Origin of the sequence: Acinetobacter psychrotolerans, assembly GCF_048552595.1 — a bacterium.
Lineage (GTDB): Bacteria > Pseudomonadota > Gammaproteobacteria > Pseudomonadales > Moraxellaceae > Acinetobacter.
On sequence record NZ_JBIMDK010000006.1, the window covers coordinates 1 to 23,792 of the forward strand.

General features: G+C 35.4%; 29 protein-coding genes and 1 pseudogene. 19 read left to right on the forward strand and 11 right to left on the reverse strand.

Annotated elements, in window-relative coordinates:
* Positions 1-1,107 precede the first annotated feature (1,107 nt).
* On the forward strand, positions 1,108-1,509 hold the full coding sequence (locus tag ACG94X_RS07045; protein WP_419383035.1) for an Imm44 family immunity protein: 402 nt from the start codon (positions 1,108-1,110) through the stop codon (positions 1,507-1,509).
* Between the two features lie 309 nt (positions 1,510-1,818).
* The gene (locus tag ACG94X_RS07050; RefSeq protein ID WP_419383036.1) at positions 1,819-2,016 is read left to right on the forward strand and encodes a hypothetical protein; all 198 of its coding nucleotides are present in this window, start codon (positions 1,819-1,821) and stop codon (positions 2,014-2,016) included.
* A gap of 202 nt (positions 2,017-2,218) precedes the next feature.
* Here ACG94X_RS07050 and arsH read toward each other — a convergent pair whose 3' ends face one another.
* The 3 genes from arsH to ACG94X_RS07065 form a co-directional block, all read right to left on the reverse strand.
* Positions 2,219-2,923 carry an arsenical resistance protein ArsH gene (arsH, locus tag ACG94X_RS07055; protein ID WP_419383037.1) on the reverse strand — a complete coding sequence of 235 codons (705 nt, stop codon included), beginning with the start codon at positions 2,921-2,923 and terminating at the stop codon, positions 2,219-2,221.
* 3 nt (positions 2,924-2,926) lie between these two features.
* Positions 2,927-3,967, reverse strand: a complete 1,041-nt coding sequence (gene arsB / locus ACG94X_RS07060) for an ACR3 family arsenite efflux transporter (RefSeq protein WP_419383038.1) — start codon at positions 3,965-3,967, stop codon at positions 2,927-2,929.
* A 66-nt stretch (positions 3,968-4,033) separates the two neighbouring features.
* Entirely contained in the window at positions 4,034-4,357 is a 324-nt protein-coding gene (locus ACG94X_RS07065) for a metalloregulator ArsR/SmtB family transcription factor (RefSeq protein WP_419383039.1), read from the reverse strand.
* An 85-nt stretch (positions 4,358-4,442) separates the two neighbouring features.
* Here ACG94X_RS07065 and arsC point away from each other — a divergent pair, with 85 nt between their 5' ends.
* Complete coding sequence (gene arsC, locus ACG94X_RS07070; protein WP_419383040.1) at positions 4,443-4,871, forward strand: arsenate reductase (glutaredoxin); 429 nt, start codon at positions 4,443-4,445, stop codon at positions 4,869-4,871.
* Between the two features lie 56 nt (positions 4,872-4,927).
* Here arsC and ACG94X_RS07075 read toward each other — a convergent pair.
* The 5 genes and pseudogenes from ACG94X_RS07075 to ACG94X_RS07095 form a co-directional block, all read right to left on the reverse strand.
* Positions 4,928-5,277, reverse strand: a pseudogene (locus tag ACG94X_RS07075) (lysozyme); the annotation flags it as partial.
* 306 nt (positions 5,278-5,583) lie between these two features.
* Positions 5,584-5,994, reverse strand: coding sequence for a hypothetical protein (locus ACG94X_RS07080; protein ID WP_419383041.1), 411 nt, complete (start codon positions 5,992-5,994; stop codon positions 5,584-5,586).
* A 963-nt stretch (positions 5,995-6,957) separates the two neighbouring features.
* A complete protein-coding gene (locus tag ACG94X_RS07085) occupies positions 6,958-7,179 on the reverse strand; it encodes a hypothetical protein (protein ID WP_419383042.1) in 222 nt (73 codons plus the stop codon).
* Positions 7,176-7,991: a Rha family transcriptional regulator gene (locus ACG94X_RS07090; protein WP_419383043.1), complete on the reverse strand. Its 816-nt coding sequence runs from the start codon at positions 7,989-7,991 to the stop codon at positions 7,176-7,178. Before ACG94X_RS07090 ends, ACG94X_RS07085 begins: the two co-directional genes overlap by 4 nt.
* On the reverse strand, positions 7,988-8,119 hold the full coding sequence (locus tag ACG94X_RS07095) for a hypothetical protein (RefSeq protein WP_419383044.1): 132 nt from the start codon (positions 8,117-8,119) through the stop codon (positions 7,988-7,990). The genes ACG94X_RS07090 and ACG94X_RS07095 overlap by 4 nt, the downstream gene beginning before the upstream one ends.
* Before the next feature lie 284 nt (positions 8,120-8,403).
* Between ACG94X_RS07095 and ACG94X_RS07100 the strand changes: the two genes are divergently transcribed.
* Together ACG94X_RS07100 and ACG94X_RS07105 are read left to right on the forward strand one after the other, a co-directional pair.
* Entirely contained in the window at positions 8,404-9,300 is an 897-nt protein-coding gene (locus ACG94X_RS07100) for a hypothetical protein (protein WP_419383045.1), read from the forward strand.
* Between the two features lie 145 nt (positions 9,301-9,445).
* Entirely contained in the window at positions 9,446-10,837 is a 1,392-nt protein-coding gene (locus ACG94X_RS07105; protein ID WP_419383046.1) for a KAP family P-loop NTPase fold protein, read from the forward strand.
* 31 nt (positions 10,838-10,868) lie between these two features.
* Here ACG94X_RS07105 and ACG94X_RS07110 read toward each other — a convergent pair whose 3' ends face one another.
* The 3 genes from ACG94X_RS07110 to ACG94X_RS07120 form a co-directional block, all read right to left on the reverse strand.
* Positions 10,869-12,416 (reverse strand): putative phage abortive infection protein, encoded by a 1,548-nt coding sequence (locus ACG94X_RS07110; protein WP_419383047.1) that lies wholly within the window; start codon positions 12,414-12,416, stop codon positions 10,869-10,871.
* A gap of 116 nt (positions 12,417-12,532) precedes the next feature.
* Entirely contained in the window at positions 12,533-13,519 is a 987-nt protein-coding gene (locus ACG94X_RS07115; protein WP_419383048.1) for a phage portal protein, read from the reverse strand.
* A complete protein-coding gene (locus ACG94X_RS07120) occupies positions 13,520-15,304 on the reverse strand; it encodes a terminase large subunit domain-containing protein (RefSeq protein WP_419383049.1) in 1,785 nt (594 codons plus the stop codon).
* Between the two features lie 153 nt (positions 15,305-15,457).
* Here ACG94X_RS07120 and ACG94X_RS07125 point away from each other — a divergent pair, with 153 nt between their 5' ends.
* From ACG94X_RS07125 to ACG94X_RS07190, 14 genes are all read left to right on the forward strand, one after another.
* Positions 15,458-16,279 (forward strand): GPO family capsid scaffolding protein, encoded by an 822-nt coding sequence (locus ACG94X_RS07125; protein ID WP_419383050.1) that lies wholly within the window; start codon positions 15,458-15,460, stop codon positions 16,277-16,279.
* Positions 16,280-16,283: 4 nt separating this feature from the next.
* Positions 16,284-17,297: a phage major capsid protein, P2 family gene (locus tag ACG94X_RS07130; protein WP_419383051.1), complete on the forward strand. Its 1,014-nt coding sequence runs from the start codon at positions 16,284-16,286 to the stop codon at positions 17,295-17,297.
* A gap of 8 nt (positions 17,298-17,305) precedes the next feature.
* Complete coding sequence (gpM, locus tag ACG94X_RS07135; RefSeq protein WP_419383052.1) at positions 17,306-18,067, forward strand: phage terminase small subunit; 762 nt, start codon at positions 17,306-17,308, stop codon at positions 18,065-18,067.
* 99 nt (positions 18,068-18,166) lie between these two features.
* Positions 18,167-18,631, forward strand: a complete 465-nt coding sequence (locus tag ACG94X_RS07140; protein WP_419383053.1) for a head completion/stabilization protein — start codon at positions 18,167-18,169, stop codon at positions 18,629-18,631.
* Positions 18,632-18,841: a tail protein X gene (locus ACG94X_RS07145; RefSeq protein ID WP_419383054.1), complete on the forward strand. Its 210-nt coding sequence runs from the start codon at positions 18,632-18,634 to the stop codon at positions 18,839-18,841.
* A gap of 5 nt (positions 18,842-18,846) precedes the next feature.
* A complete protein-coding gene (locus tag ACG94X_RS07150; RefSeq protein ID WP_419383055.1) occupies positions 18,847-19,206 on the forward strand; it encodes a putative holin in 360 nt (119 codons plus the stop codon).
* Positions 19,203-19,475 carry a phage holin family protein gene (locus ACG94X_RS07155; RefSeq protein WP_419383056.1) on the forward strand — a complete coding sequence of 91 codons (273 nt, stop codon included), beginning with the start codon at positions 19,203-19,205 and terminating at the stop codon, positions 19,473-19,475. The genes ACG94X_RS07150 and ACG94X_RS07155 overlap by 4 nt, the downstream gene beginning before the upstream one ends.
* Complete coding sequence (locus tag ACG94X_RS07160; protein WP_419383057.1) at positions 19,472-20,323, forward strand: N-acetylmuramidase domain-containing protein; 852 nt, start codon at positions 19,472-19,474, stop codon at positions 20,321-20,323. The genes ACG94X_RS07155 and ACG94X_RS07160 overlap by 4 nt, the downstream gene beginning before the upstream one ends.
* On the forward strand, positions 20,320-20,844 hold the full coding sequence (locus tag ACG94X_RS07165; protein WP_419383058.1) for a phage tail protein: 525 nt from the start codon (positions 20,320-20,322) through the stop codon (positions 20,842-20,844). Before ACG94X_RS07160 ends, ACG94X_RS07165 begins: the two co-directional genes overlap by 4 nt.
* Complete coding sequence (locus tag ACG94X_RS07170) at positions 20,841-21,290, forward strand: phage virion morphogenesis protein (RefSeq protein ID WP_419383059.1); 450 nt, start codon at positions 20,841-20,843, stop codon at positions 21,288-21,290. The genes ACG94X_RS07165 and ACG94X_RS07170 overlap by 4 nt, the downstream gene beginning before the upstream one ends.
* Before the next feature lie 93 nt (positions 21,291-21,383).
* Positions 21,384-22,016 (forward strand): phage baseplate assembly protein V, encoded by a 633-nt coding sequence (locus tag ACG94X_RS07175; RefSeq protein ID WP_419383060.1) that lies wholly within the window; start codon positions 21,384-21,386, stop codon positions 22,014-22,016.
* On the forward strand, positions 22,013-22,363 hold the full coding sequence (locus ACG94X_RS07180) for a GPW/gp25 family protein (protein WP_419383061.1): 351 nt from the start codon (positions 22,013-22,015) through the stop codon (positions 22,361-22,363). Before ACG94X_RS07175 ends, ACG94X_RS07180 begins: the two co-directional genes overlap by 4 nt.
* Complete coding sequence (locus tag ACG94X_RS07185; protein ID WP_419383062.1) at positions 22,360-23,265, forward strand: baseplate J/gp47 family protein; 906 nt, start codon at positions 22,360-22,362, stop codon at positions 23,263-23,265. Before ACG94X_RS07180 ends, ACG94X_RS07185 begins: the two co-directional genes overlap by 4 nt.
* On the forward strand, positions 23,262-23,792 hold the full coding sequence (locus ACG94X_RS07190) for a phage tail protein I (protein WP_419383063.1): 531 nt from the start codon (positions 23,262-23,264) through the stop codon (positions 23,790-23,792). Before ACG94X_RS07185 ends, ACG94X_RS07190 begins: the two co-directional genes overlap by 4 nt.

Below are 23,792 nucleotides of genomic sequence, written 5' to 3' on the forward strand. Positions count from 1 at the left end.
AAGCGTTAGATTGGCTTACACCATTAGAGAAATTTGCTCAGCTTGTTGATTATCATAAGACTTTTCAAACTGTCGCACCTCATGTTTGAATTCGCCTTAAAAAAATTCCATACATTATATTCTATAGAACTAAAATAAGTGTAAGTAAAGCTCCCTAAATGATGGCTTTGCTTTTTAATTCCCACTACTTATTTCCTTTCATAGAGTATTTATAAATTATTGAATGCCATTAAGTATTCTGTAGGACCATAAAATTCTTACAATACTCTTTTCTAACATTATCAGTATTCATAAGACGATAACTAAACTTTTCATATTTAATTCGATGTAGATAATCATTATTGTTTTGCTGCACATTGCGTAACAATAATAAGCTATAAAATTCTTGATTTCTTAATTGTGCAAATATACTTTCAATCATGATTATCTCCTAAGAATAAATTTAGCTTCAGTCTAAATGATGTCTATACATCAGATCTTCTTCAACAAAAAAGACATCATCCGTTCCAATAAGTGCCCATTGATATGTTCCAACGATTCGGCTTAGCTTTTGATTGAACGAATTATATACATTAACTAGGTTATATAACTCATCATATTCCCCTTTATATTGAATCATAGGAAATAGATGAAATTCTTCATACATTTTATGTACTGTTACTTTCCTCATGCTCATTTTATACCTCCTAAAGATATTAAAGGTTTTATGCCCATTTAATTGAAACTAGTGTCTTCCGTCTTATCTAAGCCTTATTAATTTATACAAATCCACATAATCATTATCCTTTATGCAATTAGCATTAACAATATGATTAGCATGTGCCTTTATTAAAACTATAGATATAATTAATATGTATCAACATATATTTAAGATATTAAACATATGTTGATTAACATAAAAGTTATAAAATAGTTAACCCGCATAGCCATTTTAACGTCTATTCGGATTAATAGATGGAAATCCCCCCATAAAGGGCTTTCTTGATGTTTCCTATTAGGTGTGTTCTCTTAACTCTACAAAAACTAAATAAGTGAAATAGCTAAAATTAGCTTTAAAATAGGGTTAAACTCAAAATCATTACACTCCAATAAATTAGTTCAATAATTATGTTTAAATTTCATTTAATATCAGATACGTTTTTTAGTTCTGGCATATTAGAAGCAAAACAAAGAATTACTAATAATCAATTACATAAGATAATTGAGTCCGAAAATTATGGAGATGATTTAAATGGGATCGTAATTTGTCTAATGTGCTGTGATTCAGATATTATTTTTAAGCGGAGATTACGTTTTTCAAAGAAAGAAAAAGTTTTATATATGGATATTATCTTAAATCATGATCAATTTAGTGTGATGTCACATGAACAACGAATTTCAGAGATTTGTAAAATTCTTTTAGAAAAAATCCCCCTTATTTTTAAAAAATATAAATTTAATAACTTTAATTCATCTAAGCTTATGAAAAATTTAGAAGACTGGTTTTTAAATAATAATTTTATAAAATAATAAAAATTATATTTTTAAGACATAGATGCCGCACAGTATTAGATTAATGCACTTCATAAGTTATCACACCTTTAACATAATAGGCGTTATGCCCCTAAGGTGGTTTTAATTTCTTGAATTCTTGTGCAATAAAGCCCATGATCGTTGTCTTGATTTGATGATGTCTATTTCGTAAATGGGGAATAGATAATTGTGAAATTTTGAGTGTAATCGAAATTATTTATTGAATTTTAAATAGATCAAAAAATATTTAAATCCCCTCTATTCTTTCGGAAGCTCTTGTTCTTTATTTTTCTATGGAGTTATATAATGAACTATATGGATTTAAACATAAAAGCTGGCGACTTAAGACTCCAATTGAATCTAATTAGAGCTAAAATCAAAGGACTTGAAGAACAACCCGGAACACACGAACTTCTAATGAATATTGCTATTCTAGAAAATGAAAAAAATAGTATGATCAGGGATTTGATGTTGATTTCAAGTGACCTTGAAAAGTCTAAATAACCGCTTTCTTTGACAGAATGAAAATTTGATACAAGCTGTAAAGAATATTTAGACGAAGCTTGGCATAGCCGCAAAATGTGAATACCCACAAAGAAACCATGATAGTGCGCTGAATCTTATCATGCTTTCATATAAAATATTGATGATTAAGAGGAGATATCAAGTATTTCGCATAAGCTGTATCATGTTAATTTTAGAGAAACTAAATAGTATTTTGATTTACACGTTTCAACAGCTCTTCTGCACTTTCAACTCGCTCAGAATAACGATCAGTTAAATAACCAGACTGGCCTCTGGTTAAGAGTGTAAATTTATAGAGTTCCTCCATTACATCCACAATTCTCGTGTAATAAGAAGATGGTTTCATACGTCCATCTTCTTCAAATTCTAGAAATGCTTTGGGAATAGAAGATTGGTTTGGAATGGTGATCATGCGCATCCAACGACCTAAAATACGCATCTGGTTTAAGCTATTAAATGACTGCGAGCCACCACTGACCTGCATCAAAGCCAAAGTCTTTCCCTGTGTTGTGCGAATCGCACCACCTGCCAATGGAATCCAGTCAATTTGCGATTTAAAAATAGAACTCATCGAACCATGACGTTCAGGTGAACACCACACCATGCCTTCCGACCAAGCTAATAAGTCATGCAACTCTTTAACTTTAGGATGTTCAGTATCTGCATCTTCAGGCAAAGGTAGTCCCTTTGGATGGAAGATTTTTACTTCAGCACCAAAATATTCCAAAATACGTCCTGCTTCCATCACTGCAAGTCTGCTGTATGAGCGTTCTCGGTTTGAACCATAAAGCAGTAAAATACGCGGTGCATGATCAAGCCCTTTGGCTTGAACTTTGTCTAAAGTCGGTTGTTCAAGAAGCTTCAAATCTACATTTGGGAGAGTCATAGTTTATACCTCTTTAAAAACTTTTTTCCTAAGCCAGAGTGAAACACTCACTAGGGCAATTAACACAGGCACTTCAACCAATGGTCCAATCACTGTCGTAAAAGCCACAGGCGATGCCAATCCAAAGGTTGCAATGGCAACTGCTAAAGCCAATTCAAAATTGTTACCTGCCGCAGTAAAAGAGATTGCAGCAGTTTTTGGATAATCATTCCCCATCCACTTACTCATAAAGAAGCTAATGAAGAACATCACTACAAAGTAAATAGTCAAAGGAATGGCGATTCTAAGCACATCTAAAGGTAGGCTGATGACTTCACCACCTTTAAGGCTAAACATGGCAACAATGGTAAATAACAGCGCAAGAAGGCTCAGCGGACTAATTTTAGAAATAAATTTAGTTTGATACCAAAGCAATCCCTTTTGTTTGACTAGAATCAATCGGGTCAAAAAGCCCAGTAAAAATGGGATGCCCAAATAAACCAGAACCGCATGAGTAATTGTCCAGAAGCTCACATGAATGACTTGTGCTTCTACACCAAAATAGGGCGGTAAAAAGGTCAAAAATAGCCAAGCATAGGTACTAAAGAATAGGATTTGGAAAATACTATTAAATGCAACCAATCCTGCAACATACTGATTATCACCACATGCCAAACCATTCCAAACTAAGACCATGGCAATACAACGAGCCAAGCCAATCAAAATGACACCTGTCATATATTCAGGATAAGAGTGTAGAAAAATGAGTGCTAAGGCAAACATTAAACAAGGTGCAATCACCCAATTCTGGACTAAGGATAAAGTGAGCGTTCGTTTATCTTTAAAGACTTGTGGCAACGTTGCATAGTCCACCTTAGCAAGTGGAGGATACATCATCAAAATCAAACCAATGGCAATTGGGATATTGACTGAATCAATGCTCATCTTGTCCAAGGCAACCGATGCTTGGGGAAAGAACACCCCAATCCCCACACCTAATGACATCGCAATGAAAATCCATAGCGTTAAATTACGATCTAAAAATGAAAGTCTTGAAGCGGACATAATCTCACCCAATATTCGAAATTTTATAACTGTTTCCAGTACATAAGAATAAAATCTTCAAGGGTATTACTCGCAATGAATTGAAATGGATGAATCAATATGAGGACTATTCAGCATGTTATTACTTTGTTTTGAGAGGATATTCAATACCTCATTTGCCCATTCAGGAAGATTTGGGTTTAAACGGTAATACACCCATTGCCCTTGTCTTTTATCAAGTAAAATGGAAAGATTTCGAAGTAAAGCCAAATGGCGAGAAATCTTAGGTTGGCTGAGTTCCAACTGTTCCGTCAGTTCACACACACAAACATTTTGTTTAGCCATAACTAACTTCAAGATGTCCAAACGAGTAGCATCAGAAAGACATTTAAAGAAATCTATTTGATTCATGTTCTCACCACACAATATATTTACTATTGCGAATATACGCATAACCATATATAAAAGCAATATTGTTTTTTTACTGAGAAATGCTATGTCACAAAAGATTAAGATTTATCACAATCCAGCTTGCGGAACTTCCAGAAATACGCTACAACTTATCCGAAATACTGGGCAAGAACCTGAAATTATTGAGTATTTGAAAAAACCACCTAATAAAAAAGAGTTAATTCATTTAATTGAAAAATCAGGGCTTTCTGTGCATGAAGTAATTCGTAAAAATGTTGAACCTTATGAGAGTTTAAAATTAGATCAACAGCATTGGACTGATAATCAGTTGATTAATTTTATGCTTGAATATCCAATTTTAATCAATCGCCCATTTGTAGTGACGGATCTTGGTATTAAATTATGCAGACCATCTGAGTTAGTACTGGATATATTATCGGTTCCTCAACTCAATGCATTTAGCAAAGAAGATGGTGAAATGATCATTGATCAAGGTGGCAACAGAATTAAGTAAATTCCACAGATTCAACATACCCATTTACCATAATGGCACTTATACGAAACAGCCCCCTAAAGGGCTTTTTCAAACAACTTCCGTTCTTTTGCACGACGATTCACTAAACCTTGCACAACCTTGCCCTTCGCTTTATTCCAACGATCAACCTGAGCAGCTGCACCTTTTTAATCTTGAGCATTCAGCTTTTAAGCAATGTGGAATTTGCAAAAGCACTCACCTCAATGTTGTAGGTTAATGAATCGAGCGTATCATACTGGTTCTGATTAAGTGGTACTTTGACTTTATTTACAGCAGCTTCAAAGCTTTTCAGATCAGATGCCATGTATACTTTGGCTTGCTCAATGGTGCAAGTATCGACTTTTTTAACTCGTACACCATTAGGATAATTAATGGTACCGTAGCCATAATATATTTCTGAACGCTTCATGCTTAGGATCTCACCTTTACGCATAGCTGTTTCAATTGCAAATAGAAAATCCCATGCGACATAGTGTTGTGGCATTGTTGGTACTTGTCCAATTTTGTATTCAAGTAACTCAAGCATCATATCTATTTCTTGTTGTGTGATATGACGTGAACATGCTTTAGGCTTTTTGGGCTTTGTAATTAGCATCCAAGTATTTTCATTTAAGATGAAAAGTTCTTTCTGGGCATAAGTAAACCTTGCGCTGTAATGAGAAATTTCTTTTAGAACCGTATTTTCACCCACTTATTGAAGTCTTTTATTACGCCAATTTGTTAAATCTTTCGGAGTAATGTCATAAATAGATTTTTGTGCTAATGCGCCAAATTTAGTCTCAAAACTACGGTATTGACCTTTGATCCAAGCACGAGAAGACTTCGACTCTTTCCTTTGGCCAACGCTCTCATAATATTTATTGTTTAAATCTCTAAAAGAAAATTTAGGCTTAATCTCCCCATTTTCAATTCTAGTTTGTGTATGTAATTCTAATAACTTAAGTGCAGCCCATTGTTCACATTCTTTGGCGGTATCACGGGTGCAGTAATATCTTTTACTTTCATATGAAACAGTAATGTTATATGTCTCACCCCTTTTTCTTGGTTTTGGTATTTTCATTTTGTCGCAAACTTGTCGCAGATGGCTAATAAATACTGCCATTTTTCACCAATTTAGCCAAGTCTGACACAATAATAAATGCTAAAAATAGACAAAAAAAAGACTCATAAGCATTTGATTAGCTTATAAGTCTTTGATAAATATATGGTAGGTATAAGCAGACTCGAACTGCTGACCTCTACGATGTCAAAGACAAGTAAAAATAATATAATACATATACTTAGATAAACTGTGACGCATTCTCGACACGAATGTAAATTTTACAATCATTCATTTAGATATTTTTAATGAGCAGGACGACCCCTACGTTTTAATGCAGAAAAATGTCCTAATAATGACTTTTTTATATCCTTCTTTGTACATATCAAGCGAAATTCTAAACAGTAACGGTTACAGTCTAAAAATGGCCATTTAAGCTATTTTTAATGATATTTGAAAATTTCAGGTGAGAATTGAAAGTGGTTAGAATTGTTGAGTTTTTATAATTTAATATATAAGTATCTAATATATATAAGTTAATAGATAAAATAAAATTGTTAGATTTTAGCTAGATTGAAGTACAATTCAACCTCTAAAAAAGGTTAGGTCACTCAACCAAATATCTATTTGTTTTATAACATTATTTTATGTTTTTTTAATTTCACTCAACCGCTTTGTACCGCAACATTGTTAGATTTATTTTTAATATATATCATATACTTAAGTACACAAAAACCATGATTTATTGGTTTTGTACCTCAATCCGAAGTTTTATTTTCATTTGAAATTATTCTTTAAAAACCTGCGTTGTAGCAATCTGTAGAACTGCTGTGGAATATTGTAGAAAGGTTCTTTACAGGGTTTTATGTGTCCAACACCTGCACTGGTATAGCCTTGATGCTCAAAGATTACTTTCACAAATCTGTAGAGTATCCGACACATTTACTGTGCAGGTGAGGTGGGGGGATAACTGCCCGCTCTCACCAAGAATCTTGTCTTGCCGTGCATTCTTGGTAAGACGTTAAATTACTCATGAAACGTTTTAATTTCACTGGTGATTTCGTAGATCTGTAGATGTAGACCACACATGATGGCATTGAACTGGTCACTGGGTAGTCCGTCATCAAAGCTCATGCGCGTCATGGCTGCGATATGTTGTTCAAGTCTTTGCAGTGAGTCCGAAATATTTTCAAGTAGGTCTTCAGATGTACGTGGTTTGTTGGTTGAAGCTTTCAATAATGGAATCATAGAGATGCTCCCGATCTCGAAAGCAAAGGTTGGCTATTGTTTTCAAACACCCAACATTTAACGTTTTTGGTTTCAAGTCCACTCCACACCTGCCCGCACTTTATAAACTTTGGATATGGTGCTGCACTATTCTTCAAAAGATTTGTTAACTCATGGTTCTTTTCAAAGTTTGGAATAACTTTACTGATATGCACCAAATTGATTGCAATTAAGTGACTGTATTTACTGTGATTTATCTTTTCCAAACCATATTTATAAATGGATTGCCAAAACTGTTGTAGTTCATCATTTTGCAGTACTGGTGCTGAAACTACTGTATGAATTGAGAGTATGGATTTATGCAATCGATTGCTAAACCATGTCACCTCTATACTTTCAAGTACTCCTTCCGAATTTGAAATAAGTCGGTTTACCGTGAGTTCTGGACTGCCTGAATTTAAGCGTACTTTTGAACCTACGGCAATGCCCTGCAGTTGTGTGATTTGTTGATTTTGCAGCAGTGTCGCCATTGCGTTAAATGCATTGATGAATGCAATTTTGATTTGTGCTGCTTTCTCTCCAGTGAAGCCCATGACCAAAAACATCCAACCGTCTTTGGTCATTTCATACATAGGGCGAGGTTTACCCTGTTCATCTATGTAATTCGCCAGCTCAAAATTGAGTTCGCTAAACTCCTTTGGACAATCTAAGGATTCGATCGCACGTAAAACATTGGTATGTCGTTTACCAAATGCTCCCGCTACTTTGAGGCTATCCGTTTTGATTTGTTGGTTTTGAATAAACACAGCTTGAGATAGGTCGAGTGCATTCATTTTGCACCGCCTTTCATCCAACGAATGATACGAGATTTAAGATTTGGTTTTTGAGCAAAGTCTGGCGAAGTTAGACGCTGAAAACATAAAGTGTCCAGGCAAAATTGTGCTTGAATAGATTTATTCATTATTTTTTCCTTTTGTACTTCGCCACCTTCAAGCGACCAAACTTGAGGGTGGCAGACCGAATAGGGTTGGTCGACCGCTACAAAAGGAAAACGGCAGGCTTACGCCTCCCCATCCGATCTACCATAACGTAGATTAGAGGAGTTTTCAGATATAAAAATACCGCTAAAGCAGCGGTTTATATCTGCCTTAAGTAACCGAGCGACCAAACTCGTCCACCAATGTAGGGTGGTGAAATTAGAGTAACTTAGATACTATGTGCGGGTCAAGTAGGGGAATATTTAAAATGACAGCTCAAGCTTTAGAAAATACAGAAAAATCTGAGAAAATTGATAGTAAACCACAAACAAGAATAACCTGCGGTATTATTATGCCAATTGCAACAATGGGGTCTGAATATACCGCTGAACATTGGGAGGATGTACGGGCAATCATTGATACCGCAGTTAAACGCGCAGGCTTTGAACCTAGAATTGTAAGTGATTCTGAAGATAGTACAATCATTCATAAATCTATTATCAATAATATTTATAATGATGAAATTATCATCTGTGATGTTAGCAATAAAAATGCAAATGTCATGTTTGAATTGGGTATGCGTTTAGCATTTAATAAACCCGTTGTTATTATTAAAGACGATAAAACTGGGTATTCTTTCGATACTTCAAATATTGAACACATTGGGTATAGAAAAGACCTAAGACATAATACTGTAGAAAAGTTTATAAATGATCTTTCTCGAAAAATAAAAGCAACTTATGAAGCTCCGAAAAAGGAAGGTTATCAACCTTTTCTTAGTCATTTTGGTAAGTTTGAAGTAGCAAAAATAGAAAATAAATCTATTGAAGGTGGTGAGGCATTAGAAAAACTATTAAATAAAATGGGAGAAATGGAAACTCAGTTAGGAAATTTAAATATTACTGAAAACAACTTTAATAACAAAAATACAGACATGAGTAAATCGGTGATATACGTCGAACCTCCTGTAATATCACGAAGTAGCAACCAAGAGATAATTCAAGAAATACTTAAAAAAATCCGCGGTATTCATTTCGTAAATTCAATTGAAGGAGGTAAAGCTTTAGAAATAACATTTAACAGACGTTTGACACTTACAGAGCAAATAAAAATTGAAGAGCACATTAAAGAAATTATGGATGCGCATGATGACCTTCCGTTTTGAGACATATATCAATTATGCCTAGTGACTTAGATACTCAAAATAAGTCAATCATGTTATATAGTTAACATGAATTTAATTTTAATAATTATAGTTTGGGGTTAGTTGTGGCTGATAAAAAAGTAGAAGTCATTATAGGAATAATTAAATGACATCTTTAGCGGGTAACGATCTAAATTGGATTAAAGACACAGATAATATTGAAACTCCTTTTGATGGAGATTTATGGAACCGTACAAGAGTAGCAGATCAACTTGAAAATTACATTTCCCGCTTAAAAGTAGGTGCGACTGTCGCTATAGATGCTGAATGGGGTGCTGGGAAATCATGGTTTGTAAAAAACTGGAAAGCCCGACTTGAGCAAAATGACTTTAAAGTGATTTCTCTAAATGCATTTACTCAAGATTATATTGAAGACCCTTTTCTAACTATTGCAATGGAAATAGCGAATGTTCTAGAAGATGATGCTAATGCTGTTGATAGAATAAAGTCGTCAATCGGAGATGCTTATCGCGCTATCTTGCCTAGTCTTCCAATGCTAATTTTTCAAGTTGCCATGACGTTTATGGGGGCAGGGAAAATGGCTAAGGAATTTACTGATGCTTTTAAGGGACTTCAAGATGATACTGGAGCATTTGGAGAAGCAGCAGCAGAATTTTTAAATGAAAAACTTAAAGAGCACTTATCTGCACAAGTTGATAATTATCAAAATGAAAAGAACTCATTAGAATACTTTAAGTCTCAACTTGCTGCCATAACATCAGAACTAGATAAACCTTTAGTTTTTATTGTAGATGAGTTAGATCGTTGTAAGCCTGAATTTGCTATACGCTTAATTGAGCGTATTAAGCATTTTTTTGATATACCAAAAGTCGTCTTTGTTTTAGCAGTGAATAAAACACAATTAGAAGAATCAATAAATAGCTTTTATGGTTTTACCAGTTCTTCGAATTATCTGGAGAAGTTTATTGATATTACTGTTTTGCTTAAAGCAAGCGCATCTAAAGAATTAAATTATAAGAATATAATTGAAACTTATATTCAAAAGTTAGGTATAGATGGAATTACAGAAAATGACTGCACTCAACTAGAGACTCTTTGTAATGTGTATCAACCAAATTCTAGGCAACTAATTCGGATCTTTAATAAATTTGCATTACTTAACAATAATTTTCAAAGTCATGGATTCGTATTCCTTTTCCTAATGCTTATTTACGCTGAATTAAAATTGATTCATAACTTTAATGAAAAAGAATTGTCTACTCATTTTTTGACTACACATGAGAATTACTTTAAAGAAGGATTTGAAAATTTTAGAGCTAGAAATGCACCAAGTCCAATGAATACGATAGCTACATTTCTATCAACTTTTATTTATGCAAATTATGGTCTTAATGAATTTATGGGCTATCTAAATTTTAGCTTCTATCCTACTTCTAAAGTTGGTCGTGAAAGTTCAAGAAATCATTACTATCCTTCCACACCCATTCCAAAAGATCTAGTTACCATATGGCATGATTACATTCATTTAGTCGAATAAAAAAAGAGGACTTAACGTCCTCTTTTCAATTTTACTTCAATTTAAAATATTGAAAAAACTCTTCTGGTCTAATTCCATAGTCTAAAAATAAGAATATAATATCTAAATTAATTATTTGTTTTAACTCATTAATTTTTGCTTTTGAGATTACTATTCTTTCTTCATAATAAGAAATTTCTTTATTTATTCTTTCTTCATGTTCTTCTTCTGTATGACTTTCAATCTTTTCCTTTAGTTTATATTCTTCAATCTTTAATTTATCAGAGCTTATAGAACTCTCTTCACTATTTATATTTTTTTCTATTTTATCTTTTAGATTATCCTTATTGTAATTTTCTGATAGCACTATATATTCATTTAAAAAAGTATCCCAATGTAAGGATTTAAATTTTTCATCATAAAAATTATAAGAATTCCCTTCTATTGCATAATTTATAAATTTATATTTCAGTAGTATAAAAAAATAATTTCTCATCTGCTCAGGATCTATTTTTTTTAAAATATCTATATCTTTAAAATACTCTTTCCATAATTCATTTTTTTCAAATATTGAACTATTATACATATAAGCATATCTGGTTAAAGCGTGAAATCTTTCATTCGATCTATCTGTATCTATTAATAAAGGCTCAAACATTCCATATTTTTCTAACAGTTCTTTGAACGGACCATTTCCATATTTACTTAAACAATTAAAAAAGAAAGCTTCTAATTCATACTGTGTAAATGTTGCTCTAAAAATATCAAAATATTCTTTTTGCTTTCTAGAGTATTCTTTATTTTCGATCTTTTCAAAAACTTTTAGAACTTGATTGTTATCGATTAATTTTACTGTTTGATAACTTACTCTAAAATAACTTCCTGCATAATCTAGAAATGCTTTAGTATAAAATTCTTCCCAAGATTTTACTACATTAGACTTAAATATAATGATATGGTCTTTGATAGACTCTTTGCCTTGCACTCTATCCTTTATCATATTATCTATTTTTTCAATAGAAACTGTAGGTACGGGACCTTTTGTTTTTTCAACAAACTTACAAAAATTAATTAAAGTTCCTTTTGCACCTACTAAAATATCATTAGTCGCATCTGTTTTTGTTTTTAATAGCTGAAAAAAAAGACTTTCAAAATTTTGTAAAGCTATTTGCTCTTGTTGTGCTATCGCTGTCTGCTGCTGACCTTCAAATGTATTTCTCTGTAAATCTAAAATCTCTTTTTGTGTATTTACATTTTCCTTATCAAGAAGCGCTATTTCTTTCTGATATTTAGCTGACTCTTCTTGAGCTGTAGCTGCTTTACTTAATTCTAGTCTAGTTTCCTTTAATTCTTTAATTTGTAAACGTACCGAATAAGTTAACCAATAAAATGCAAATAAACCAAAGATTGGATTTAAAATACCTCCAAAAAAATCACCAACTGTTCCCCAATGCTGGGCCTTTTCTGAAACATTAACTTCTTTCATTATCAAATAGAAAAATCCTACAGCAATTATTATTAAAAAAACCATCACACGATGAAAACTAATATCTTGATCAATGGCATCAATATCTTTATTCTTTTTTTCTTCTTGACTCATATCAAACTGTTAAGTAAATAAATTCAATTATAAACATCTAAAAAATATAAAGATACTAAGTATCTTTATATTTTTTAGATGTTTATTTTTAATAATTAACTTAAATTACTTATTTATCACATTGGATGGTTCACTTCCCCAAAACTCTTAAACACCACTATTTCATCGCTTGCCCATTCATTCACCGTATGGGCAATCTGATTTTGCTCAGGTACAATTTCACTGTACCAGTAAGACTCTCGTGCTTCTTTAATTGAACCAAAACCACCAGCATTTGACGGAATAATTCCCAAAAGTTGTGGAGGTGTCCGTTGTGAAGCCAATACATCATCACGGGTCACATTTTTAATATTTAAAAATTCATCTTTTGCTGCAAATTCAGAGATTGGAATTAATTTCATTCCATCTTTATCACCCCCTGGTGCATGCAAAAATAAATTTCTAAAGTTGCCTGGTCCACGTGAGTCCTTCATCGCTTTTTTAAGACCTTCAACATCTTCATCATCCAGTTTTGAATCGGTCATATATAAAATGAATCCTGCATGTGATCCATTATTGTAATATTTACGACGGAACAAAGTCGCAGACTCATTCAACCAAGCAGCTTGAAGTGCCGAAATATATTCAGGTGTACCATAAATTTCTTGATCAATATCTGCAGTTTTAATATGACAAACAGATCCTTCTTGAAAATGAAATTCTTTAAATTCTCTGGTTAACATCAAGTATTGATCTGCATTTGCCATACGACGTATATATTTCGCCATCAAGCCTTTTAGCTTCATTCGATCATTCAGTTTATTTTTAATTTCTTGCAAATAAGCATTTCCAAAGACCAATTTATCTAAAACAATACGTTCAAAATCACTTGCCGTTAAATGTTTGTGTGGAATAAATGCCGACAACAGCTGATTCTTTTTATAAATAATGGCAGTAGATAAATAAGGTGTTGCTCGAAAAGATTTGGACAAACCATTCATGCTGATATGTGGTTCATAATACTTTCCATTGAAGCAAGACTCATAATATTGTGAAAGGTCACGCCCATTAATCACAGGTTCAGCATCACCAAAGGTGAACGCCTGAATTTTAGAATCAGACATTTAATAAATCTCCATTGAGGATTTTTTCATTTGTTGGTTATCCAGTGAAAGTGGTTCATTGAAAAAGGCATGAAATAGTGCAAAGGCTAGATCGGCATGACCAATATTTTCAGCACGTGATGCTTCAAAAGTCATTTGCCGTTGAGAAGCCGTTAATGTTTTTTTAATCGCCATTAAGGAATGTGCAATTTCAGTCGAACCCGCATCAAATTCAAGTCGACCTTTATTGATGACATCCATGCCTTTCATGACCAACTGTGTTTTGATATCAATGCTATAGGTGAAAGTAGTTAAATTCGGGAAAAACTCTTGTACCAGTTGAGCTACACCTGTCCCCATACCTGATTTATCAAGTCCGATGTAGGTGACTTTATATTTTGAGCATAGCTTCTTGATGTAGGCTGCTTGACTAGCAAAGTCCATCCCTTTGAATTGGTGATGCTCTAATACTCTGAATTTATTGTAATTGCCATCTGGTGGAGCAACCACCACAAGTCCTGCACTGTCGCCAGTTTCAGCAGGATCATAGCCAATCCATACAGGCTTATTTCCAAAGGGACGTAATGCCAACGGCTTAAAATCATTCGCCCAAACTTCCCATGAATCCACCATACAAGGTTGGATCATGCTCAGAGGAAAAACACTGTGCCCATCATCTACGAATTCACACATGTATAAATTTGCAAATTCTTCAGCGTTGTTTTCTGCAATCAGTTCTTCAATATCGAATAGATCACAACCCTGCCGTTCTGCATCATAAATATTGACAATATGTCGCCAAACATGGTCTTCACACAAAGCACCATTGAACAAGTTTTCATGCTTGGTATTGATTTCAACACGTTTATCTTTCGGACGACCCTTGTTAAATTCTTCTCCTGTCCAAAATTTATAGGCTTCATGTGTTTTGCTGGATGGTGTGGAAAAATAAGTCTTTTTATATTGCTTTTGCGATGCCATTGCCGAAGCCACTTTTTTCAAAGTAGCAAAACCATGTACCCAAAAGAATTCATCAAAATATAGATCACCATGATAAGACTGTGCTGTCTTGGCATTAGTTCCTAAAAATATCAGCTGAACTGTGGAATCATCGGGCAAGGTAATCGAAATAGGATCACCTTGTAGATCCACCCCAATTGACTGCATCACAAAGTTTTTAATATAAGTTTTAAAACCATGTGCTTGCGCTTTTGAAGCAGATAAGAAAATTTGATTACGCCCCGTGGTCACCGCTTTAATCAATGCTTCACGGGCAAAATAAAACGTGGCACCAATCTGACGAGATTTTAATAATGCTCGATTTCGTTGTTCACGTGCGCGGTACCAAACTTTTTGATATTCAAATAATCCATCGTCAAAGTCCTCGAGCAATTGTTCAACTTGCTCTTCAGTCAGTACATTTTTTGGCGATGGCTTACGAGTACCGGTATTTCTTCTTTTTAGATTTTCATTTAGATCAGCTTCATTACCACCATTGTTAAACTTTTTGATTTTTGCCATGCGTTCCAATTGACGCATCAATAAATCAATTTCTTTAAAATCATTTGGTAATTTTTTTTCTTTAATAATCAGTTTGACCAGTTGTGCTTCCAGTGCTTGTGCAACACGACCTTCTGGTGCTTCCTTGTCCCATTCATCACGTGCTTTCCACGCATGAACATTTTTATCGTTTTCTTTTATAAATTCTGCAATCGAACTGATTCGCCACCCCATCCAATACAAGAATTTTGCAAGTAGGCGGTGATCGAAATCAAAATGGTTAGGTGTCGCAATGTCTGGCTTCATTGGCTCATTAAGCCAACGACAGCATTTATATTCATTGAGCGGTCATTGTTTACCGTAACCACAACAAAAAGCAAAGATTGATTGTTTTTGCCGTTATTCCGATTCTGCTTACTACTTTTATTAGATTCCTTCTAACCAAGCAGGATAAGAATCATGTCCAAAAAATCCAAGTTTTACCGAGTAGCTGTAGCAGGTGCGACCACAGATGGTCGTATCATTGAAGCTGCTTGGATTCAACAAATGGCAAAAAACTACAACACTGCAACCTACACAGCTTTAGCAAATATTGAACATATTCGTGGCGTTTCCCCAAATTCAGATTTTGGCAGTTATGCAAAAGTACTTGGTTTGAAAGCACAAGAAGATGATATTGCAGGCCAAAAAAAATGGGCGTTATATGCTCAGCTCGAAGCCTTTGATAATTTAATTGATCTACATGCCAAAAAACAAAAACTGTTTAATTCTATTGAAGTTAATCCAAGCTTTTCAGACAGCAACGAAGCCTACTTGGTCGGTATTGCATTTACTGACAGTCCTGCATCATTAGGGACACAAGTCATGGAATTTGCTTCCAAAAATCCAGAAGCAAATCCATTCATCTCTAAAAAGCTGCATAAAGACAATCTATTTACCGCAGCTACCGAAGTCGGTATTGAGTTTGAAGAATTAGATACACCTGGTCTTTTTTCGCGTTTCATGGATTTGCTCAAGCCAAAATTTGAAGAAAAAGAAAATCTAGATAATGGCAAATTTAATGAAATCTCTGCCTGTCTCGGTGAGGTGGCGAAAACCTTTAACCAATCAGCAACCGATTTAAAAACACTTCAAACCAATTACTCAGACTTGCAAACCAAGCATACCGATTTAGCAAAGGCTTTTAACGACTTAAAAATCCAATTGGGCAATCAAATCCATCAAGACACACCGCCAGCTCCCGAAAATACTGGCAACTTCTCAGAAAAAATCGAGTGCTAATCACATGAAAAATGAAACACGTAAAAAGTTTAATTATGCCGTTAGCAAAGTGGCCGAAGTCAATGGAATTCAAGATGCATCTGTTAAATTCAGTGTAGAGCCTTCTATCGGTCAAAAAATGGTGGATAAAGTTCGAGAATCATCTGCATTTTTGAAACGAATCAATATCATTCCAGTCGATGAAATGGAAGGTGAAGCCATCGCCTTAACCAAAGGCTCAACTATTGCAAGCCGAACCAATACCAAAAGTGGTACGCCCCGCAAACCAATTGATCCAACAGGCTTAGAATCGAATACCTACAAATGCGTACAGACCAATTTTGACGTCGCACTACGTTATGAAAAAATGGATGCCTGGGCAAAATTTTCAAACTTTTATGAAAAATGGCAAAAATTTGTCAATGACACTATTGCCTTAGACATGATCATGATTGGCTTCAATGGTAAATCTACCGCTGTCACCACAGACCGTGCAACCAATCCATTATTGCAAGATGTTAATATTGGTTGGCTTGAAAAAATCCGTACTGTTGCACCTGAACGCTATATGAAAGAAGTGGTTGATGCTTCAGGGAAAGTCAATGTTGGTTTAAACGGTGACTATAAAAACTTAGATGCCTTGGTGACAGATGCAGTCAATAATTTGATTTCTGAATTACATCAAGATGCTACCGATCTGGTCGTGATTTGCGGTCGTTCTTTATTAAATGACAAAAACTTTGCCATCGTTAACAACTCATCTGACAACACCGACACATTGGCTGGTCAAGTGATCTTAAGTCAAAAACAAATTGGTGGGTTACCTGCTGCTCGTGTTCCCTTTTTTCCAGACAATGCATTATTAGTTACTTCGTTAGACAACTTGTCCATTTACTTCCTTGAAGATGCCAAACGTCGTCAAATAATTGATAACTCAAGCATGGATCAAGTCGAAGAATTCCAATCGTCAAATGATGCTTATGTCGTAGAAAACTACGAAAAAGTCGCATTGGTTGAAAATATTACAATTATCGAATAGGTGAATTTATGTTGAGTCCAGCAGCTCGACACCGCCTAAATGCTTTGGCTGCAAAGGAAGCAGCCAAAGCAGATAATGAATATGGCGGTGTAAGACCAGATGCAAGCATCTACCAATTACAACTAAATGAATTAAAAAATGATCATCATATTTTGCGTAGCATTCAGTCTGAAAATGAACGTGCTTTAGCCAAATCTGAAGTTATTCCAAAACATATGCCGTATGTAGATGGTGTCATCACATCAGATGCAAAACTAGAGTCGGATGATGTGGTAACCACCATTATGTTGTGGTGCTTCGACATTGGTAGTTTTAAAGAAGGTTTACGCATTGCAGATTATGCACTCAAACATAACTTAAAAATGCCCGATGCTTTTAGTCGTAGTACGGCTGCGATTGTTGCTGAAGAAATTGGCAATGCTGCACGTATTCAATTTAAAGCAGGTGAAATCTTTGATTTACAGGTGCTATTAAAAGCCAATACCCTCACGACAAGTTTTGATATGCATGATGAAATTCGAGCAAAACTATATCTCGCAATCGGACGAGCATATATGCACCTTGAAAAATACGCATCTGCAGTCGAATTCTTAGCACTAGCCGTTAAAAGAAATGAAAATTGTGGCGGAAAAACAGAGCTACAAAAAGCTGAAAAGTTATTAAAAGGTCAAATAGAAGCTCATCCTGCAACGCCATTATTAAATTTAAATGGCTCTCCGGTTGTCAACGATTTTGGCAGCGATGCTTTGCACAGTGAAACTTCTAACTAGGTGCCCCGCACAAACCGAGGGGCAGAATTGATGATGTAAGGCCATTCATGGCTCGAACAGATTCAATCCTCCACCCCTCACTAAAACAGTGAGAACAAAATGACGGGATTAATTGCAAACGGTAATGCAGCATCAATCGATCAAATCATCAGTAGCGATCCATTCTTTCCAACTGTATCTACAAAAGCAGTGAGACTCTATTTACGATTAGATACAAGCGTGACCAATGACCGATTATCCCCTGCCATTCAAGCTGCTGTCATCGATGTAAATCAACAACTTGAATCACTGATGAGCAAAGCAAACTCACTGGCTGAAATCAGTAGTCAAAAAATCACCGTGGATAATATCGAAAAAAGTATTGCAGAGGTTCTCTATTTTAGAGCCGTTACTTGTGCCACAGGTGCTGAAATAAACGAGCGCTATAGAGCATATGACACTACCAGTACAGGTGATCAAAAAGCCGAGAAACTCACAATTACTATTGATGACTACAGACGTGATCTTCGCTATGCCATCCGTGATTTAAAAAAATTAAGACGCTTGAATGTAGAGCTCGTTTAAATGCAAACGGTATATGCCATTCAAAACGATACAGTCGATGCGATCTGTTGGCGATATTACGGACGTACTTCAGGAGTGGTTGAGAAAGTATTAGAAGCGAATTCGAGTATTGCTGAATTTGGACCATTTCTACCAATGGGAACCGCAGTCCAGTTACCTGTAATTCAAACCCAACAAAATACAACACAAAGCATTCAGCTTTGGGATTAATCAATATGGCAGAACCAACATCTACAGCAACGGCAACAGCATTCACACTCAGCTTAGCATCACTTTTACCCTTTATTAACGGTAATGCTTTGCTAGGTGCAGTTTTTGGTGCAGCACTCTTTGCAACGACGAAAAAAAACTTAAAGCCACTACAACGTCTTGTCACCATGCTTTTAGCAACAGGCATTGGTTATCTTCTTACACCTGAAATTACGCAGCGTTCATTTATCAGCAACGATGCAACTGCAAGCATGGTTGCAGCTATTTTTTCCCTGCCTGTGATTTTAAAAATAATTGTTTGGGTCGATCAATCGAGTCTGAGCGATATCATCAATAAGTTTTTCCGTGGTGGAGGTACATCATGATTGAAATCATTTTCCAATTCATTGCACTACTTGCATACCTGTTTTGTGGTCTTCGTATTATTTGTTTTGACTCTAAAAGCTTACGCCATCGCCAAAGTTATTCTTATCTTGCAACGATTTTGATTGCTTCATTCATGGGCCAAAGCGTGCACATTTTATTTTTTAAAGATCCAGTGACCTTATGGGATGCAATCTTTGCTGTGCTATTAGCGGTACTTATTTATAGAACAAAAGGCAATGTGGCCAAACTGATTTGGAGTGCATCATGAATTTAAAATACGGTTCTAAGGGAACTCAGGTTATCGACCTACAAAAACTCTTAATTCAGCATGGATTGACGGGAAGAAACCACAAAAAATTAATGGCCGATGGTGATTTTGGTGACAATACTGAATATGCCGTTATTCAGTTCCAAAAAATTAAAAATCTGAAAGATGATGGCATTGCAGGCTTAGCAACGTTTAAAGCTTTACAGGGTGAAGATACAAGCAAACTATTAAGTGCATCTGATCTTGAAAATGGTGCAAAACGTTTAAATGTGCCTGTCATTGTAATTAAAGCCATTGCAGAAGTAGAAACTCAAGGTGATGGATTTCTCACCAGTAAAAGACCTAAAATTTTATTCGAACGTCATCGTATGTATTTTTATCTGACTCAAAAGTTCGGTAAAACCAAAGCCAACCAATTTATGAAAGCGCACCCAAATATTATTAACACTGCTACTGGTGGATATCGAGGGGGTGAGTCTGAATATATTCGGCTTAATCAAGCCATTCAAATTGACGAAGAATGCGCTCTACAATCTGCATCATGGGGCCGTTTTCAACTTATGGGTGAAAACTGGAAAGACTTAGCTTATGTTTCCGTGCAGGAATTTGTGCAGCAACATTATCAGAGTGAAACACTTCAGTTTGAAGCATTTCTTCGTTTCTGCGAGTTTAAATCAGGAACTGTCGATGATCAAAAATGGACATTATTGGATGCATTAAAACAAGAAAACTGGCATGTCGTTTTTACCCTATATAACGGCAGTAATTACAAGCGCTTAGGCTACGATACTAAGTTTTTACAAGTGATGAATCGTTTAAATTCCACCTATAAGAGCAAAGCAGCATGAATAAACCCAAGTTACTACGGGAATATATTTTGAATGCACTGCCTGATTTACCTCAAGATCAAGATCGGCTAAGAATCCTTGCCGATCAAGGATCTATGCGAAGTTTATTGAGTGGTAGTTTAAGTTTTGAAATGTCATATAAACTTGAAATACTCATAACTGAATGCACAATAGATCCTGAGATTATTGCCTTAGTCTTGTTTACCTGGATACAACAACACCAATCTGAACTCATGGCCAACCATGAAAAATCTAAACAAGCCATTACGTTTGAAAGTGAAATAATAGACAACACCAAATCTGATATTTACTTTTCAATTCCTTTGACAGAACGTATTGTTGTCAAAAAAAACGATGAGGGAAAATTAGAGCTCAGCTATCCAGATGAACCGCAATATACTGAATTTCTACCTAGTACCAATTTTGAAGTCATTAAAAATGGAGAAGTACTGGCTTCATGGCAAAGTATAGAAAAACAAGGTTGGTCTTTAGACATGCCCTTTCCTGGTAAAAACCTATGAATATGCAAGAGCTTCCAAAACATATCAAACCTATTTTGGAGAGCCTTTCAGCAGATGAGCGTGCTAAGTTATCCAAAAATATTGGTCGTGATCTACGTTCAAAACAAAGTAAACGTATATCAACACAAAAAAATACTGATGGATCTACCTATCAAGCACGTAAAACAAAATTACGTGACCGCATTAAAGGTAAGGTTCGTTCAAAAATGTTCAATAAATTAAAAAACCTGCAATATCTCAAAGTAATGAGTTCTGCAAACTCAATCGAGATCGGATTTATAGGACGTATAGCGAGAATTGCACGTGTTCATCAATTTGGTTTACGTGATCGTGTAGCACGTAACGCTTCGCAAGTTAAATATGCAAAACGTGAGCTGATTGGTTTGTCTACAAATGATAAGCAAGATATTGAAAAATTATTGATCAAGCATATTGACTTAAAATAATCGAATTTCTAAGGCACAGTTTTAATTTGTTTTATTAACGCTAAACAAATCAAAGTAGCTGAAAACAAAAAACTCATCAGACAAAGTGTCTGCATGAATGCTGACAATAATCGTCGTCTTGAAAATATTATCCGTTTCGGAACAATCAAGACCATTAATCCATCCTTACCCATACCGAAAGTCATTGTAAACCTTGACGATATAGACACACCTGAAATTCGATGTTTAAACATTCGATCAGGGACAGATGCGACGTGGGATATGCCATCCAAAAATGAAGAATGCGTCGTGATTTCACCTTGCGGTGAAATTGGATCAACAAGCTTTGTCATGTACGGTTTTTATAATGATGAGCACCCTGCTCCATCTGATAATTTAAATCAAAAAATTCGTATGTTTGGTGATGGTTGTGTCATTGCTTATGACGTTTTAGCACACCATTTATCAGCAATTTTACCAGGAGGAGGAACTGCTGTTTTAACTGCTAATGGTGGTGTAACAGTGAATGGAAATACAACCATTAATGGCAACTTACAAATAAATGGCAGTACGGCCATGACGGGGAATAATACGGTCCAAGGCAGTCAACTTGTTCAGGGAAGTAGTCACTCTACTGGTAACTTTAGTACAGAAGCGGATGTTAAAGCAGGAAGTATCAGCCTGAAAAATCATAAAACGTCAGGTGTGAAATCTGGTGGTGATGTTTCAGGAGATCCTATCGCATGATATCAAGTAAAAATGGGCAAGTATTACCATCAGAGTTAGATCAAATTCGTCAATCCATTCAGGACATATTAACAACACCGATTGGAACACGAGTCATGCGTCGTGAATATGGTTCCTTATTACACAAACTCACCGATGCACCATTCAATGAAATCACGTTACTACAACTATATGCTGCGACTGCCCATGCCCTATTGCAATGGGAAAACAGAATCCAGTTGGTTTCAATCAACATGACTACAGTGAATGCCGATTCATTTGTAATAGATCTAAAAGTACAGCGTGTAAATCAGAATGAAATCGAATCTTTAAATATTCCACTCAACTTATACGGTGCATCATTATGAGTGTTGATTTTTTACAACTAGCCAAACCCAACATTATTGAAGTAGTTGATTTTGAGGTTATATTTTCAGAAAGAAAAACAGAACTGATCAATAAATTTAATGATGATGAAAAAGCAGCAATTACAGCGGTACTTTCAAGAGAAAGCGAACCTCTAACCAAATATCTACAAGAAAATTGCTATAGAGAATTAGTGCTTCGTAATCGAATTAACATATCAGCGCAAGCCTTACTTTTAGCTTACGCAGAAAAAGAAGATTTAGACCAACTCGCTGCAAATTTTAATGTTAAACGTCTTGTAATCACTCAAGCAGATAACAGTAAAGTACCACCTGTAGCTGCTGTTATGGAGTCAGACAATGCACTTCGTGAACGTACGCAACTTGCTTTTGACACCTTGTCTGTTGCAGGACCCGAATCAGCCTACAAAAAATTTGCTAGAGACGCAGACGGCCGTGTCGGTGATGTATCTGTTGTATCTCCAAACCCTGCTTATATCACCCTGACTATCTTACAAGCCGACTCAGAAAATGGAGCTGCGTCACCTGAATTGCTGCAAATTGTAGAAAAAGCAGTGACAGCAGAAGATGTACGTCCTATTGGTGACCGTGTCACCGTGCAATCAGCACAAATTATTCCCTACAACATTCAAGCAAAATTATTCATTGCTAAAGATCCAGAAGCAGCAACGGTGTTACAACAAGCCATTAATAATGCCAATGCATATACCAACAATAATAAACGCTTGGGCAGATCTATACGCTTGTCAGCTATTTATGCTGCTTTGCATGTCAGTGGTGTGAGTCGAGTCGAACTGATTGGTCCGATATCGGACGTTGTGCTTACGCCTTACCAAGCCTCTTTCTGTACCAATATCAATGTCAGCATTGGAGGGATTGAATGAGTCAATTACTCCCTCCAAACAGTACAAAATTTGACAGAAATATAACCACTGTTGCTGCAAAAAATACTGAATTGGCAGTCGCTATCAAAACATTATCTTCAATCGATCAAGCACCAGATCAGTTTCTATCTTTTCTAGCTTGGCAATATAGCGTTGATTCTTGGGACACGGATTGGCAACCTTCATTACAACGAGCATTAATTAAAAAGTCATTTAGACAGCATCAAATCAAAGGAACACGCACTGCAGTCCGTGAAGTACTTGCTCAATTTGGTTACGAATGCACATTTCAAGAATGGTTTGAAGTATCACCCAATTTAATACCAGGCACATTTACTTTAGAGCTAGAACTGAATGGTCGCGAACTCACAGAAGAAATCTATTTAGAAGTCAATCGTCTAATCAAAGATGCAAAACCTGCAAGCCGTCATTTGACCAATTTAACGATTAACGTTCTTCCCATTTGTATTCCACGCATCGCAATTGGTTGTCACGGTGCTGAAACAGTCACAATTTATGTCGAGTAG

Excerpts from the sequence above, each read along its gene's own strand:
- ACG94X_RS07175 (WP_419383060.1), top strand. The coding sequence starts at position 21,384 with ATGAATGCTGACAATAATCGTCGTCTTGAAAATATTATCCGTTTCGGA.
- ACG94X_RS07045 (WP_419383035.1), top strand. The coding sequence starts at position 1,108 with ATGTTTAAATTTCATTTAATATCAGATACGTTTTTTAGTTCTGGCATA.
- ACG94X_RS07170 (WP_419383059.1), top strand. The coding sequence starts at position 20,841 with ATGAATATGCAAGAGCTTCCAAAACATATCAAACCTATTTTGGAGAGC.
- ACG94X_RS07115 (WP_419383048.1), bottom strand. The coding sequence starts at position 13,519 with ATGTCTGATTCTAAAATTCAGGCGTTCACCTTTGGTGATGCTGAACCT.
- arsC (WP_419383040.1), top strand. The coding sequence starts at position 4,443 with ATGTCACAAAAGATTAAGATTTATCACAATCCAGCTTGCGGAACTTCC.
- ACG94X_RS07085 (WP_419383042.1), bottom strand. The coding sequence starts at position 7,179 with ATGATTCCATTATTGAAAGCTTCAACCAACAAACCACGTACATCTGAA.
- ACG94X_RS07185 (WP_419383062.1), top strand. The coding sequence starts at position 22,360 with ATGAGTGTTGATTTTTTACAACTAGCCAAACCCAACATTATTGAAGTA.
- ACG94X_RS07050 (WP_419383036.1), top strand. The coding sequence starts at position 1,819 with ATGAACTATATGGATTTAAACATAAAAGCTGGCGACTTAAGACTCCAA.
- ACG94X_RS07100 (WP_419383045.1), top strand. The coding sequence starts at position 8,404 with ATGACAGCTCAAGCTTTAGAAAATACAGAAAAATCTGAGAAAATTGAT.
- ACG94X_RS07130 (WP_419383051.1), top strand. The coding sequence starts at position 16,284 with ATGAAAAATGAAACACGTAAAAAGTTTAATTATGCCGTTAGCAAAGTG.
- ACG94X_RS07145 (WP_419383054.1), top strand. The coding sequence starts at position 18,632 with ATGCAAACGGTATATGCCATTCAAAACGATACAGTCGATGCGATCTGT.
- ACG94X_RS07105 (WP_419383046.1), top strand. The coding sequence starts at position 9,446 with ATGACATCTTTAGCGGGTAACGATCTAAATTGGATTAAAGACACAGAT.
- ACG94X_RS07190 (WP_419383063.1), top strand. The coding sequence starts at position 23,262 with ATGAGTCAATTACTCCCTCCAAACAGTACAAAATTTGACAGAAATATA.
- ACG94X_RS07110 (WP_419383047.1), bottom strand. The coding sequence starts at position 12,416 with ATGAGTCAAGAAGAAAAAAAGAATAAAGATATTGATGCCATTGATCAA.
- ACG94X_RS07180 (WP_419383061.1), top strand. The coding sequence starts at position 22,013 with ATGATATCAAGTAAAAATGGGCAAGTATTACCATCAGAGTTAGATCAA.
- ACG94X_RS07120 (WP_419383049.1), bottom strand. The coding sequence starts at position 15,304 with ATGAAGCCAGACATTGCGACACCTAACCATTTTGATTTCGATCACCGC.
- ACG94X_RS07090 (WP_419383043.1), bottom strand. The coding sequence starts at position 7,991 with ATGAATGCACTCGACCTATCTCAAGCTGTGTTTATTCAAAACCAACAA.
- ACG94X_RS07150 (WP_419383055.1), top strand. The coding sequence starts at position 18,847 with ATGGCAGAACCAACATCTACAGCAACGGCAACAGCATTCACACTCAGC.
- ACG94X_RS07140 (WP_419383053.1), top strand. The coding sequence starts at position 18,167 with ATGACGGGATTAATTGCAAACGGTAATGCAGCATCAATCGATCAAATC.
- arsB (WP_419383038.1), bottom strand. The coding sequence starts at position 3,967 with ATGTCCGCTTCAAGACTTTCATTTTTAGATCGTAATTTAACGCTATGG.
- ACG94X_RS07155 (WP_419383056.1), top strand. The coding sequence starts at position 19,203 with ATGATTGAAATCATTTTCCAATTCATTGCACTACTTGCATACCTGTTT.
- arsH (WP_419383037.1), bottom strand. The coding sequence starts at position 2,923 with ATGACTCTCCCAAATGTAGATTTGAAGCTTCTTGAACAACCGACTTTA.
- ACG94X_RS07080 (WP_419383041.1), bottom strand. The coding sequence starts at position 5,994 with ATGGCAGTATTTATTAGCCATCTGCGACAAGTTTGCGACAAAATGAAA.
- gpM (WP_419383052.1), top strand. The coding sequence starts at position 17,306 with ATGTTGAGTCCAGCAGCTCGACACCGCCTAAATGCTTTGGCTGCAAAG.
- ACG94X_RS07125 (WP_419383050.1), top strand. The coding sequence starts at position 15,458 with ATGTCCAAAAAATCCAAGTTTTACCGAGTAGCTGTAGCAGGTGCGACC.
- ACG94X_RS07165 (WP_419383058.1), top strand. The coding sequence starts at position 20,320 with ATGAATAAACCCAAGTTACTACGGGAATATATTTTGAATGCACTGCCT.
- ACG94X_RS07095 (WP_419383044.1), bottom strand. The coding sequence starts at position 8,119 with ATGAATAAATCTATTCAAGCACAATTTTGCCTGGACACTTTATGTTTT.
- ACG94X_RS07065 (WP_419383039.1), bottom strand. The coding sequence starts at position 4,357 with ATGAATCAAATAGATTTCTTTAAATGTCTTTCTGATGCTACTCGTTTG.
- ACG94X_RS07160 (WP_419383057.1), top strand. The coding sequence starts at position 19,472 with ATGAATTTAAAATACGGTTCTAAGGGAACTCAGGTTATCGACCTACAA.